The organism is Pantoea eucalypti, assembly GCF_009646115.1.
In the GTDB taxonomy this organism is placed as follows: domain Bacteria; phylum Pseudomonadota; class Gammaproteobacteria; order Enterobacterales; family Enterobacteriaceae; genus Pantoea; species Pantoea eucalypti.
The window spans coordinates 18189-32577 of the sequence record NZ_CP045722.1; the positions used below are offsets into that span (position 1 = coordinate 18189).

At 51.6% G+C, this 14389-nt stretch carries 13 protein-coding genes; 4 read left to right on the forward strand and 9 right to left on the reverse strand.

Features of this window, described 5'->3' with window-relative positions; all coding sequences use genetic code 11:
* The first annotated feature begins 311 nt into the window (after positions 1-311).
* A complete protein-coding gene (locus tag EE896_RS21365; protein WP_003850609.1) occupies positions 312-908 on the forward strand; it encodes a cyclic nucleotide-binding domain-containing protein in 597 nt (198 codons plus the stop codon).
* A gap of 221 nt (positions 909-1129) precedes the next feature.
* On the opposite strand, the gene EE896_RS21370 is transcribed toward EE896_RS21365, so the two are convergent.
* Both EE896_RS21370 and EE896_RS21375 read right to left on the reverse strand, forming a co-directional pair.
* On the reverse strand, positions 1130-1576 hold the full coding sequence (locus tag EE896_RS21370; RefSeq protein ID WP_003850608.1) for an SgcJ/EcaC family oxidoreductase: 447 nt from the start codon (positions 1574-1576) through the stop codon (positions 1130-1132).
* A 685-nt stretch (positions 1577-2261) separates the two neighbouring features.
* Positions 2262-2465, reverse strand: coding sequence for a hypothetical protein (locus EE896_RS21375; RefSeq protein WP_078805279.1), 204 nt, complete (start codon positions 2463-2465; stop codon positions 2262-2264).
* A gap of 743 nt (positions 2466-3208) precedes the next feature.
* Here EE896_RS21375 and EE896_RS21380 point away from each other — a divergent pair.
* On the forward strand, positions 3209-5743 hold the full coding sequence (locus tag EE896_RS21380) for an excinuclease ABC subunit UvrA (RefSeq protein WP_140915804.1): 2535 nt from the start codon (positions 3209-3211) through the stop codon (positions 5741-5743).
* Positions 5744-5860: 117 nt separating this feature from the next.
* Here EE896_RS21380 and EE896_RS21385 read toward each other — a convergent pair whose 3' ends face one another.
* The 7 genes from EE896_RS21385 to budA form a co-directional block, all read right to left on the reverse strand.
* On the reverse strand, positions 5861-6115 hold the full coding sequence (locus tag EE896_RS21385; protein WP_140034217.1) for a Txe/YoeB family addiction module toxin: 255 nt from the start codon (positions 6113-6115) through the stop codon (positions 5861-5863).
* Positions 6112-6363 (reverse strand): YoeB-YefM toxin-antitoxin system antitoxin YefM, encoded by a 252-nt coding sequence (yefM, locus tag EE896_RS21390; protein WP_003850602.1) that lies wholly within the window; start codon positions 6361-6363, stop codon positions 6112-6114. Before yefM ends, EE896_RS21385 begins: the two co-directional genes overlap by 4 nt.
* A gap of 103 nt (positions 6364-6466) precedes the next feature.
* Positions 6467-7780 (reverse strand): CitMHS family transporter, encoded by a 1314-nt coding sequence (locus tag EE896_RS21395; RefSeq protein WP_140034218.1) that lies wholly within the window; start codon positions 7778-7780, stop codon positions 6467-6469.
* Positions 7781-8119: 339 nt separating this feature from the next.
* Positions 8120-9571: a flagellin N-terminal helical domain-containing protein gene (locus EE896_RS21400; RefSeq protein ID WP_072040396.1), complete on the reverse strand. Its 1452-nt coding sequence runs from the start codon at positions 9569-9571 to the stop codon at positions 8120-8122.
* 205 nt (positions 9572-9776) lie between these two features.
* On the reverse strand, positions 9777-10550 hold the full coding sequence (locus EE896_RS21405) for a (S)-acetoin forming diacetyl reductase (protein WP_003850595.1): 774 nt from the start codon (positions 10548-10550) through the stop codon (positions 9777-9779).
* Positions 10551-10573: 23 nt separating this feature from the next.
* Positions 10574-12253, reverse strand: coding sequence for an acetolactate synthase AlsS (gene alsS / locus EE896_RS21410; RefSeq protein WP_003850593.1), 1680 nt, complete (start codon positions 12251-12253; stop codon positions 10574-10576).
* Between the two features lie 14 nt (positions 12254-12267).
* The gene (gene budA, locus EE896_RS21415) at positions 12268-13050 is read right to left on the reverse strand and encodes an acetolactate decarboxylase (protein WP_078805275.1); all 783 of its coding nucleotides are present in this window, start codon (positions 13048-13050) and stop codon (positions 12268-12270) included.
* Between the two features lie 104 nt (positions 13051-13154).
* Between budA and EE896_RS21420 the strand changes: the two genes are divergently transcribed.
* A complete protein-coding gene (locus EE896_RS21420) occupies positions 13155-14048 on the forward strand; it encodes a LysR family transcriptional regulator (RefSeq protein WP_105100082.1) in 894 nt (297 codons plus the stop codon).
* Positions 14049-14131: 83 nt separating this feature from the next.
* On the forward strand, positions 14132-14377 hold the full coding sequence (locus tag EE896_RS21425) for a hypothetical protein (protein WP_003850587.1): 246 nt from the start codon (positions 14132-14134) through the stop codon (positions 14375-14377).
* Positions 14378-14389: the final 12 nt, after the last annotated feature.

Sequence of the window (14389 nt, forward strand, 5' to 3'; positions counted from 1 at the left end):
TATTAACTGCCCTCCCCTAAGCCTGGATTAAAGGTTTTTTTCTACATGATAATCACGACACAATTTTTTCTTTTAAAGGTTGTGGATATGAAAAATAGATTAGTGCTGTATTGTTATTCACATAAGTAGCATACGAGCCAGCAAGTTAAAATCTTGTGAAGTTTACGAAATCAGGGCGTGACTAAAAACAAATCAGTCATATATACAAGTGTATGCATTTGAGACTATTTTTATTTCCAGCTTATACATAAGCTGAATTATTTTTAAATACTATCTTCATTCGTTAAGGAGCAATCAAAAGGAAGTTTTTTATGTCCAGGCATGTTGCGGAAAGTCATCTTAATATCATCCATAATATGGAGCCTTACATTAAACCGGCAAGATTCGATCGACTTTCACGGGGGAAGCAGTTCTTCGATTTTTTCACTGGTCAGGAGAGAAAGGTATACCTGATTAAGGAAGGGGATTTTATTATCCGTTCAAAAAATGGAAATAAAATCATCAATATCATTACGGGGCCGTTTGTCATCGGCGCCATGCCGGCACTGGAAGCACCGCCGATATTCATTGAGAAAGTCGACTACGGAAAAATCTACAGCATTGAATATAACCAGTTCTGGAGCCTCGTAAACCATAAAGGGCTGTTTCCGGACGTTATGAAAATCATGTCAGGCTATCACACCGATCTGCTGAACTGCCTTCAGTCACATTATGCCAATTCGGAAGTGCAGGTCACTAATGCAATCAGCCGGTGGAGTGCGTTTCCGTGTCATATAAAAAAGCGATTTTCAGTGCTTTACTTTCTGACCAATAGCACTTTTTTATCCAAAAGCACGGCATCACGGGTATTGAAGAAGCTCCGGGAAACGGGCGCGGTTCAACTGGACAAAGGCAAACTGATTGATTAGTAAAGCGCACTTTCGTTTCGCAAAAGGCTGACCAGTGCGCTGAGCATCACCTTTTATCCTCGTCAGTCACTAAGACATTCCCTGCATCACTTGCCCGGTGCCTTTACCTGAATGAGAAAGGGCACCGGGCAGGGTCACTGAACATCCAGCCTGACTGGCTGTAATAAGAAGCCATTACCGCTTTAGTTATCTCTCAGGCCGGCCTGAGCATCAGCAAAGATTCAGCCTTCCGGCATTGCGGAGGAGTGATGCGACGAGATTTTCCACGCTTTCCCATCCCAGACATAGGTAAAGGTGTAGCGCGCTTTTACTGAAGACTTATCTGCAAAGGTAAAGGTATAGACCCCGCTGTCGGTTGCCTTGTTGCAACCGGTGCGAATGGTCCGGCTCTCAATTTTACCGACAGGTTTTTTCTCCAGAAAATGCTCAAAATAATCCACACGCTCCGCATCACTCTTTCTTACTTTGTTTGAGAGGGTGGGCAGAAGAACCGCATCGCTCAGATAGTTTTCAGCGACTTTGTGGGCATCGCCGGTCTGCAGAGAGTTGTTCCAGCGGTCAAATAATCCTGCAATCTCTTGTTGATCCGTTTTTACACAATCCTGCGTAGTCTGTGCAAAAGCATTGACTGAGAAAGCAGTCAGTAAAAGCAACATACTTTTTTTCATAATCTATCCTTTTATGAAGTGTGTTAAGAAACAGGCACTGAAATATCACTTTTATATACTTCACAGCCGGTAAGTCGTTTTAGCTATTAACCATTACTGAAAATTACGGCTCCGTTTTGGCAATCAGATACACATAATTACCATAGTGTGCGCCGATTATTTTATAGTTAACCCCTTTTGCTTCCGCTTTTTTCGCGAGGGATTTTTCCGCTTCATGAATGCTCAGTCCGGTGGCTGAGCATTCATGAAGCTATCGCACCGGCTGATACGTTAAATAAAACTAAAAACGTTGATAATAAAAGAATGTTTTTACGCATAGTGAACACCTCACATTTTGAGTTTAGATAAGCTCAGAGATATAGTCTCTGTTTAATGAAAATTAAAAAATCTGATAATGACGCTATCTATTACCTGGTATGTATAATTAAAATTTCATTCTGATTTTGATAAGTGCGTTTTTATTCAATTTCTGGCTATTTTGCTGCTGAGGCTCATAGGTGTAAGCGATAATTTTAATCAGCATGAACTGGTGCTCAAATTTTTTGCAGAATTTAAGTTTGGTCATTGGCAATAAGCGTTACTGAAGTAGCCAGTAATATAGTAAGCGCCACCGCTGTCGGTGAATTTTTCAGCGATAATTAAGCGCTGTTATGTAATTGAATATTCATAATATAACATCTGCTGATTAATGGTTTAATATTCCTGTATCATCAAGGAATGCACCTTCAACATCGGTCATCAGGCGCTCAGATCTGTAAAAGTAACCATTTTCATTTCCATTATCATTTGATCCGATGCGCTGATTAACTTTCCCATACATCCAGATAAGATCGATTTCATCAGGATATTCATCGCAGACATTTTCAGAAATGATAAGGTCTGTCCGCATTCAATGAATCCTTAATGCTGAATAATACTGACGAGATAAACTTTTCTTAATTTAATATTGATATCCGTCTTGCCCGATGTGAAACATCTTTATATTTCGGGGAGTGATAGTCAACGGAGGTCGGCTAACGCGATTGATAGGTAAAGTGATTTTAAATCAAATCATCCATAGTTATCACCAATGGAAAATCAGATGATTACCTTTTAACTAATTGAATATATTGATCTCTTTAATTTTTGGCATTTGATTGAATGATTATTTTGGTTTGCGGGAAATAATGAGTTCTGAATAGGTAAAATAAACCAGTGGTGCTCAGCTAAAGTCTGCCGTTAAATTATCGAGGGAAATGCTAACAAGATGTATGGGGTTCATATTTAAATAACGATTGTTTTTTAAATCACGGTTTCATTAAAGACCTGCATCAGCACCTGATCAGCAAAATTATGTTTACTTCTCTTTACTTCTATTTACCAAAGTCATGCACTATTTCGCCTCTGGTTCAGACTATTAGGTTCAGGTAGTAAATGGTCGGGATGTACTGATTCAGGAGTGCGTAGCAGAATTTATCAGGAGTCATTCAACGACCTGTTGCGTTGTGAAGATAGAAATCCGTGACTACCCTTGCTGTTGCTTCAATTCTCAAACGGGCCGGATAGCCTGAAGACCCGATGAGCATCTGAAATGTTTCAATCATTAATGGCAGGCGAATGTCAGGCTGCCATGCATTTTTAAACAGGGAAATCATGACAGACCAACGCAACGCTGAACGTAACCGCGCTGATGAGCATATCGACCCTTATGTTTCGGTACAGGGTGCAAGAACGCATAATCTTAAAGATGTCTCGTTTCGGTTTCCCCGCAACGCCATGGTGGTGTTTACCGGCGTGTCAGGTTCCGGTAAATCGTCACTTGCCTTTGATACGCTTTACGCAGAAGCCCAGCGCCGGTTTATTGAGTCGGTTTCGCCCCATGCCCGCAGACTGATCGATCAGGCCGCGGCACCGGATGTAGATAATATTGATGGACTTCCGCCTGCGGTGGCTCTGCAACAGAGCCGGGCGGGTGCTCAGGAGCGCTCAACGGTGGGCAGCCTCACCCGAATTTCCGTTACGCTGCGTCTGCTGTTTTCCCGGGCAGGTGCACGACCCGACGGTGTACCTTTTATGACCGCCGATTATTTCTCGCCTAACAATCCAGAAGGAGCCTGTCCGCATTGCCAGGGACTGGGAAGCGTACACACCGTCAAAACCGACTCAATGGTGCCGGATGACTCACTGAGTATCCGCCAGGGCGCCATCGCGTCATGGCCCCGAGGCTGGCATAACAAAAATCTGCGAAGCATCCTTGAGACACTCGGTTACGATGTCGATGCGCCCTGGCATACGCTTTCATCCCGTGACCAGCAGTGGATATTGCTGACGGACGAACAGCCTTCGGTGCCGATTTTTATCGGTCTGAATGCTGAACAACGTGAAGAAGCGTTGGCTGCGGGTGAAGAGCCCGCTTATACCGGGACCTACACCAGTGCCGCAAAAATCGTACTACAGAGTTATTCGGGTGGCAGTGAGACGACGAAGAAACGGCTTGCCCGTTATGTCACGGTCACGCCCTGTTCAGCGTGCCACGGTAAAAGACTGAATCGGGATGCCTTATCCGTCACCTTTGCGGGTTATGACATTGCCAGCCTGAGTGAGCTTTCTGTCTCGGCGCTCGCAGAACTGCTGAAGCCTTATGCTGATGGCACCTCATCCAACCTGCCTGTAGAGGCTGCCCTGCGGGAGGCGGTTATCCGGATGACGTCTGATATCAGTATGCGGCTTCAGCAACTGGACATGCTGGGGCTGGGCCATCTGGCACCGGGCCGCCGGACCACCCAGCTCTCATCCGGCGAGTTGCAGCGCGTGCGTCTGGCAACCCAGTTGATATCACGATTGTTTGGCGTGCTTTACGTACTGGATGAGCCTTCTGCCGGCCTGCATCCCGATGATGTTAAAGCGCTGCTCACTTCCCTGAAAAACCTGGTGCGCGCCGGTAACTCGCTGGTGGTTGTCGAACATAATATGGACCTCATCGCCGAGGCTGACTGGCTCATTGAGGTTGGCCCGGGTCCGGGAACGCATGGCGGTGAGATCGTTTATAACGGCGAACCCGCAGGACTTAAAAACATCGCTTCACCCACGTCTGACTATCTCTTCTCGCGGAGCTATACCGGACTGCGCCAGCGCCGGCCTGCAGAGAGCTGGCTCAGGTTTGAGCAGGTCCATTGCAACAATATTTCCGCAATGGATATCGCTATTCCGCTGGCAAGAATGACAGCTGTCACCGGGGTTTCTGGTTCCGGTAAATCAACACTGTTGAATCGCGTGCTCCCGGAAATGCTCGGACGTTTTGATAAAATCGCTGACAGCGACGAGGGCGAGGAAGAGGATCTGGTGGCAGACGTCAGAGGACAGGTGGTGAGCGGAAGTGACGCCATCGGCCGACTGGTGAGAATCGATCAGCGTCCTATTGGCAGAACGCCTCGATCAAATCTGGCCACTTACACCGGATTTTTCGACATTATCCGCAGGTTGTTTGCAGAAACCCCTGCAGCGAAAGCCAAAGGCTTCAGCGCCAGCCGTTTCTCATTCAATTTACCCGCCGGACGCTGTCCTGCATGTGAAGGGCAGGGGCAGATTTCAATTGAGCTGCTGTTTATGCCCAGCGCCACCGCAACCTGCTCAGTCTGTGCGGGAGGCCGTTATAATCCCGACACGCTGGAAGTGAAGTGGAACAACCTGACGATTGCGGATGTGCTTGCTCTGACCGTGGACGACGCCACTGCGCTCTTTCACGCGTATGACGGTATTCAGCGTTCGTTAAAAGCTTTGACGTCACTGGGACTGGGATATCTGACGCTGGGTCAACCCGCCACTGAGTTGTCTGGCGGCGAGTGCCAGCGCATCAAACTCGCCTGGGAACTGCAGCGTTTACAGCGTACGCCTACACTCTATCTGCTTGATGAACCATCGACTGGCTTGCACCCGTCTGATATGGATAAGCTGCTGATTGTGCTCGATGAACTGGTAAAGCGCGGCCACACGGTGATTATGGCGGAACACACTATGCGCATTGTGGCTGAAGCGGACTGGGTGATTGATCTGGGGCCCGGCTCGGGGCTCAGGGGAGGAAAGATTGTTTCATCCGGCTTACCGGAAGAGGTGAGTCTCTCTGCAGAAAGTCTGACAGCTCCCTGGCTTTCGGCGCAGCTGAAAAAGAGGGCAGGCGATCCGGATTAATCGGGTGGCATAGCGATCTGTTGCGGGATGGGGGCCGTGTCTGGGTGCAGGAACCGTGTGATGCTTCCTGTACCCAATCACTCGGTTGATCGTCAATGTCAGGAAGGCGATTTCTGGTCAGTAGTGATAACGGCATGAGGCGATTAATAATGCCTCCTCAGTGACGGCGTAGACCAGTCGATGTTCCGCCGTAATCCTGCGGGACCAGAATCCCGCAAGATTATGCTTCAGGGGCTCGGGTTTTCCCTTGCCTTCAAAAGGCGTCCTGCTGGCATCTTTAAGGAGTTCGTTAATCTTTCTGACGGTTTTTTTATCAGTATCCTGCCAGTACAGATAATCTTCCCAGGCTTCTGCGGACCAGGTCAGTTTCACTCAATAATATCCCTGTCAGTCCCTTTACCGCTTTGCAGGCTTTCGATAGCATCCATCAATCTGCGAGCATTCTTAGGCGAACGCAGCAGATAGGCCGTCTCTTCCAGTGAGTTATATTCATCAAGCGACATCAGCACGCAGGATTCGCCGTTCTGGCGAGTGATTAACACCGGTGCCTTATCTTCAACTGTCTGAACCATCGTGGCAGAAAGATTCTGTCTGGCTTCGCTGTAACTGATTGCTCTCATAAAACCTCCGTAATGAACAATACAAGTCATTGTACAATGACTGTTGTAGTTCGGGAAGCGAATAACCGGGAACATTGCCGGCTATCCACCCGAAAGCAGAGGATTAACGGTGGAACAACGGGAAAGCACCGGTCAGCAGACCGCCAGCCATCAATACCAGACTCACCAGAATTCCCCACTTGATTGCAAAGCGCTGATGGTCGCCGATGTCGACCTTCGCCAGACCCACCAGCAGGTAGACTGACGGTACCAGCGGGCTCAGCAGGTGGAATGGCTGGCCGACAATGGAAGCGCGAGCAATCTCTTCAGCGGTAATGCCATAGCTGGCCGCTGTCTGAGCAATAACGGGCAGAATGCCAAAGTAAAACGCATCATTCGACATAAAGAAGGTGAACGGCAGGCTGACCAGCGCGGTAAATACTGCCAGGTAAGGGCCAAAGCTGTGCGGGATGACCGCCAGCAAACTTTTCGCCATTGCATCAACCATACCGGTGCCGGAAAGGATACCGGTGAAAATACCGGCGGCAAAAATCAGCGCGGTTACCGCCAGAACGTTACCGGCATGGGAGCTGATGCGCGCTTTCTGCTCTTCCAGCGTGGGATAGTTGAGCATCACCGCTATCGCAAATGCCAGCATAAACAGGATCTGAATCGGCATTAACCCAACCACCAGCAGCACCAGTAGCACAGTGGTCAGGATGAAGTTAGGCCAGAACATTTTTGGCCGGCGATTGGCGGCGCACTCTTCGGCATCCCCCAGACCCAGTTCAATATTGTCGAGATGGTGATCTTTCATGGTCATCACGCCTAAACGCTTACGTTCACGAAGACCAAACAGCACTGCCATGGCCACAAGGCTAACGCAGGCCAGCAACATGGCCGGAAGCATCGGAATAAAGATGTCGAGGGCATCAATGCGCAGTGCCGCTGCGGCACGGGCTGTCGGGCCACCCCATGGCGAGAGGTTCATGATACCGCTGGCGAGGTTGACCAGACAGGTCATCATCAGCACATTCATACCCAGCCGGTGATAGAGCGGCAGGAACGCGGCGATAGCGATCATATACGTCGTGGAGCTGTCACCATCCAGTGAAACCAGCAGGGTCAGCACCGCCGTGCCGACCAGCACTTTCAGGGGATCGCCGCGCACCATCCGGAGAATAAAGCGCACCAGCGGATCAAACAGTCCGGCATCAATCATCAGACCAAAATAGAGAATGGAGAAAGTCAGCATGACGCCGGTAGGAGCCAGCTTCTTGACGCCGTCCAGCATCATGTCACCCAGGCCCGCGTAAAAACCGCCAATCAGCGCAAATATGGTTGGTATCAGAATCAGCGCAATCAAGGCTGACATGCGTTTGGTCATGATCAGATACATGAAGCAAACAACCATGGTAAAACCCAGTATTGTCAGCAAAATAACAGCCCTCGCAATGGCGTATAAGTAATGAAAAGTGCTTATGACCGCAGGAAAATTCAGGTAATTACTTAGTCTGGTAACGATTAACCTGTTGTTTTAGTTAATCCTGCGCAGGATGGTGATATTAAATTGTTATCAGCATTTAGCATTTATTTAACAAAAAAAGGTGATGACGACCATTCTTAAACGAATCTTAAACGAGTTTGTGTGACTGGGATCAAAGCGTGACGAGGGGTAACCGGGGATTTCGGGCCAGCAGAGGGCCGAATCAGGCGATGTTAATGGAGAAGAAACAGGGAAAACGGCTGAGGCAGGACGCCCTGCCGGTTAAAAGTATTAGCTGCCTAACAGCTGAATAATCATTTCAGGTGTTTTGTTCGCCATTTTACTGACGGCAGTCTGGCCCTGCTGAATAATCTGGTTACGAGCCAGCTGACTGGCTTCTTCTGCATAGTCCGCATCCTGTATGCGGCTGCGAGCTGCTGAGGTATCCACGCCCTGCTGCGCCAGCACATTACGGTTTGATTCGTAACGGTTAATCTTCGCGCCATAAGTCGACTGATAGCCGCTGATCTTCGCCAGCGCGCGCTCCAGCGCTTTCATGGTGCTGGAGATGTCCTGACTGTTCAGCAGTGTTGTGTTGTTCAGCCCCAGGGTTTTGGTATCTGACGGTGTAGCCGGGATGGTATCCGATTGCACTGGCTGACCATAATCTGCGCTGGTGACCACTTCCAGAGGACGACTCTCATGTGGCGGCGTTTCAGGCACGCCTTTAGGTTCGGGCAGTTTTCCCCAGGTCAGATTACCCGTGAAAGAGCCATTGCCCACCACCACCACAATCAAATCTTCGTTTACAGTATCCAGCGTGATGCGCTCAAGCCGGTTACTGGTGATGGTCCCGTTATTGAAATCGCCGCTGGCGACATCTTCATAACGATCGCCATCACCGCTATACGTGATGTTCATGCCGTTATAAGTGCTGCTGTTGCTGCCCGCCAGCGCCCAGCTTGTACCGCCCTCGAGCAGTTGCGAACTGTCATATGCCGCACCGCTGCCAAAACCGTTTTTGCTGGTCAGCAGGCGGGTATCTGCGGTAGCCGCATTGGTGATGCCTTTGCTGGCCCAGGTGTAATCGGGCGCACTGCCATCCAGCGGTGTACCGACCAGATGCTTACCGTCGCGGGTAAAGAGCTGGAGATCGTCATCCATACCCAGCGAGTCGATGGTGATGCTTATCGCTGTCGAGCCTGCCGGAATATAGGCCAGCGGGATCACGCCGGAGGTAAAAGAGTAATTCTTGCCTGGAACCGGGAACTTCGTGTTGATAGGGTCAACGTTACCCAGTTTCGCAGGAGGCAGATCGGGATTATTGGTCGCCAGCGGATAACGCCCGAAAATCTCGGTGTGATCCGCGATGTCATTGATGCCTGCCAGAATCTGCTGATATGCACCGTTGACGCTCTGCCTGTCCGCATCCGATAGCGTGCCGTTGGCTGCCTGAACCGAAAGCGTGCGGGCCTGGATCAGTAGATCGACAATGCTACCCAGGCCGCCGCTGGCGGTCTGGGAATAGCTGATAGCGTCATTGAGGCCGCGCGCTACCACCGCATCGGCGTTGATATTGGCCGTCATGCGGTTGGCAATCGCCTGACCTGCCGCATCGTCTTTCGCACTGTTAATCCGCATCCCTGATGATAACCTTTCAACCGTTCGTCCCAGAACAGAGTCAGTGCTGTACCGCATTTTGTTCGTGATGACGGCGGGCTCGTTATGGTTGATCGTTAACATGGTCGCTTTGAACAGGGAGAGGAGTCTCTGTTTTATCGGCAGGATAATAAGCAGCTTTAATCTCTCAGGCGACAAAAACGCAGGTCTGGCGCGATTAAACGGTCAACAGGCTGATGGCTAACCGTTTTTGAGATAAAAGAAACTAATGTTTTAATGGGTGCAGAAGCAGAGCCTGCTGCGCCGGAACGAAGCAGGCGAGGGCAGATCAGTTAAACACCATGCCGCCATCAATCAAAAGTGACTGGCCAGTCATGTAATCGGAGTCGGGACTGGCGAGGTAGGCGACGCAGGCGGCAACATCTTCCGGTTCAGAAAGACGTCCCAGCGTAATACGTTTCGCAAATTCCTCCGTGCCGTAACCGGCGGGCTTTCCAGCTGCTTCGGAAATCTGTCTGTCGATCTCTTGCCACATTGGCGTTCTGACAATACCCGGGCAAAAGGCATTTACCGTGATCCCGGCAGGCGCCAGATCACGCGCGGCGGTCTGTGTCAGGCCGCGCACGGCGAACTTGCTTGAGCTGTAAACCGCCAGCTCCGGATTACCAACGTGACCCGCCTGGGAGCAGGCGTTGATGATTTTGCCACCGTGACCTTCTGCAGCAAACGCTTTAATCGCGGCCTGCATACCCCAGATCACCCCTTTGACATTGACGTTGTAGACCTTGTCGACCACCGCTTCGGTAATCTCCGCAATTGGCGTGGAGGGCGCAATACCTGCGTTGTTAACGATGACGTCAAAACCACCCAGTGCGAGACGAGCCTCTTCGACTGCGGCCAACACCTGATCGCGCTGCGAGACATCGACCTTCAGGGCTATCGCTTTTCCGCCCAACTGGTTGATCTTGTCTGCGACCTGGCGGGCGGTCTCCTGATTGAAATCGGCCACCGCGACCGCCAGTCCATCTTTCGCCAGACGCAGGGCGATCGCTTCACCAATGCCCTGGCCTGCGCCAGTCACAAATGCCACTCTGTTTTTCATCATGATTTCCTTTTTACATGAACTTAAAGAAGCTGACTCAGATGCAGCTGGCCCATCAGTAACGGGTTGTCAGCGTAATCAACAGGCACAGCCACAACTGCAGGTCCCTGAACATCCATCGCTTTTCGCAGCGTAGGCTCCAGTTCTGCTGCACTGGTCACCGCAAAGCCCGCAGCCCCAAATGCTTCTGCGTAGGCTTTAAAATCAATCGGGCCAAAATGAACACCAGAGACGCGGTGATATTTCTTCTCTTCCTGCATCGCCACCATGTTGTAGGCGTTATCAACCCAGACGATGTGCAGAATATTTGCTTTTAACCGGACGGCGGTTTCCAGCTCCATGCTGGACTGCAGGAAGCCGCCATCACCTGAAACCGACACCACTTTGCGTTGCGGATCGACCAGCCAGGCGCCAATCGCCCACGGCAGGGCCACGCCCATGGTCTGCTGACCATTGGAGATCATGATCTGGCGGGCGCGGAAGCTGTAGAGATAGCGGGCGATCCAGATGTGGAAGCTACCCATATCAACGGTGAGGCTGACATCGCTGTTAATAATGTCCTGCATGGCGCGCACGATGCGCAGCGGATGCAGGGCAAACTGATTGAGGCTGGCACCCTGCATTGCCAGTAATTTTCGTTGCTGCTGGCGATCGTCAAGAATAGAGGCAGTTTCTGCAGTCAGTTGCCGTGGCGCAGTAATACGCGCAGCCAGTTTACGCACCGTGGCCGCGATATCCCCCACCAGCTCCGCATCGGGCAGATAGCGGTTGTCGGTCTCTGCGGGTATCACGTCGATATGAATCAACGTGGCATTGCCGCTGTTCCACATCGCCGGTTCATATTCTACCGGGCTGTAGCCGATGGTCATGATCAGGTCAGCCTGTTGCAGCAGCCGGTCGCCTGCCTGGTTATTAAACAGCCCGACACGCCCGGCAAAACGTGAGAAGTGATCCTGTCTGACGGCCCCTGCTGCCTGATAGGTGCTGGTGACCGGAATATGACTACGGGTCAGCAGCTCGTCGATGGCTTCGCTGTTCTCCGTCTGGCTCGCCATCAATCCCAGCAGGATAACCGGATTTTTAGCCCCGGCAATCGCCCTGCTGACTGCCTCAATCATCGCGTCTGGCGCGGCACCTAACACCGGACGGCCTTTACTGCTCAGCGCTTTGCCGGTCACCGGCTGATCGACAATATCCTGTGGCAGGCTGATAAAGGCACCGCCGCCGCGGCCATGTTCCGCATGGCGAAACGCATTTGACAGGCATTCAGAAAGCGCAGAGGGATCGGTCACTTCAACCGCATATTTGGTGATCGGGCGAAACATCGAAACGGTGTCCATGCTCTGATGAACCTGCTTTGCACTGTCGGAACGTTTCACCTGGCCGCCGATAGCGACCACCGGATCACCTTCGCTGGTGGCGGTAGCCATACCGGTGATCAGGTTAGAGCAGCCCGGCCCTGAGGTAACCAGCGCCACACCCGCGTTGCCGGTGAGACGGCCAACTGCGGCGGCCATAAACGCGGCGTTAGCTTCGTGGCGAACCGGTATGGTCTGAATGGATGAGTCCAGCAGCGAGTCAAAAACCTTATCGATCTTTGCGCCAGGGATGCCAAAGACATGCTGGACACCCTGTGCCTCAAGTTGCGCGACCACCAGGTCAGCGCCACAGGTCCAGAGCGTGGTATCGGTTGAAGTTTTCATCGTCATTCCTCTGATTAGCTTTCTACCGCTCGGATCGCGGCGTCAAGATTGGCGGGGTTCAGGTCGGCATTGAGAAAGTCACTGTCCTGCGGCAGATCCACGACCAGCTTGCTGATGGCACCAAAGGTCAGGGTGCCCTGTTCCAGCGCGTAATCGAGAATGTGGCCGCCGCCTTCGCGGTCGTCGGTAATAAAATGTTCGTGATAGCCCGCAACGTTAATGCCCTGCATATATTGCGGCGTGCGGAATCCAATCAGTTCCCCCGCACGCTGGCTAAAGGAAAAGGTAGGCTGATCGTCCAGCACTTCCGGCATGGATCGATACGGGCGGCACTGGCACGGCACGGTGCGGGTATCGACGCGGCTGAAACGACCGCTGATGCGTAGCGCACAGAACTGGTTATCGGAGGTGATTTCGCTGTCGATCACCCGATGGATTTCCTCGCGTGACATCGGCCGGTCAAACTCAAACAGGTGCTGCGGCTTGAAAAAGGTCATGACCGCAAACGGAGTTTTCTGCGCCGGATCGGCTGGATGCGCGCTGCCGTCGGCGTGCAACTGATAGACTTTGCTGTCAAACGCGATCATCTCGCCATCCAGCCGGTTGAAGGTGCCCAGGCCGAAATCCCCTTTGCGCAGCAGGTCGGCAATGCGGACATTACCGTCATAGACGCCGCTCAGCAGCGCACTCATTAAAGAGGTCTGATAGATAACACTTTCTGGCGCATCCTGGGAAAGCGTTAAGACAGTATGTTTTAGTTGATCCTCGCAGGAACAATCAGTTACACAATTGCTCATTTGATGCCTCGTCGATTAACCGTTAAGCCGTGTTAACCTAATGGTGAACCGATTCAGTCGGTGGGTCCAATAGCGAAACCTGTTAACTTTGAGACGTTTTTGATATGGAACTTCGCCATCTGCGTTATTTTGTTGCCGTAGCCGAGACGCTTCACTTTACCCGAGCCGCTGAATTGCTGGGGATATCGCAGCCGCCACTGAGTCAGCAGATATTGCGGCTGGAGCAGGAGATCGGCACGCCATTGTTGAAGCGGCTGACGCGCGGGGTTGAACTCACTGAAGCGGGAGAAGCGTTTCTGGCGGATGCCCGACAGATTGTGCAGCTGGCCGATCAGGCGCTGGAAAACGCGCGTGGCATTGCGCGCGGGATCAGCGGTCAGTTGTCGCTGGGATTTGCCAGTTCGGTGGCGTTTAATTCGCGCATCTTCACGCTAATCCATAAGTTTAAGAAACGTTATCCCGCGATGACGTTGCTGACGCGTGAAGAGAATATGGCGTTGCTGATGCAGGATTTACAGGAGGGATTACTGGATGCGGCCTTTATCCGGCTGCCGTGCGAAAGCAGCAAAGCGTTTAATCTGCGTGTCATTTCCACCGAAAAAATGCTGATTGCGCTGCCGCGTTCTCATCCCTTAAGCGGTACACCCACTGTGCCGCTCTCCGCGCTGGCGGATGAAACCCTGATCATTTTCCCGCGTGACGTCTCGCCGAGCCTGTATGAGCTGATTGTCACTGCCTGTCTGCGGGCGGGCTTTTCGCGCCACACCTTCCAGCAGGCGCCGCAAATCACCACGTCGTTGGGTATGGTCGCGGCCGGCTGCGGGATTGCGCTGGTGCCGGAGTCGATGCGCTGCGTCGATAACCCCGACGTGAGCTTCTGCGATATCGAAAACAACACGCTGTTTACCGACGTGGCCTTTGCCTGGCGTCGGCTTCATCCGTCAAAAGCGGTGCTGCATCTGCTGGCAATGCTGGCAGAACTGCCTGCGCCACACTAAGAGATGGGTTGATAAGCGCCAGCTATTGTAATGAAAACAATAACCAACTGGCGGCACGAAGCCGGGATGCCAATAATCGGTGCATGACTATATATCGCGTAAGAGTCGGGTTTCATAACCCGTCAGCCCTGACATTCAGGCAACTGGATGAAATTCTGGAGCCGCAGCGATTCTGGAGAACAGATTCGGCAGGCGGCCAGTTCCGCTATTTCATGGAGTATGAGTACCAGTCTGACGTGCGTGACCTTTGTTCGGTCTGCTCGCTGGCCTACAGTCAGGCCTGCAAAGTCAGAAAGTGCCCACTGATTCTGGTCGAGGTGATGAACTGAGGACGTCCGGCG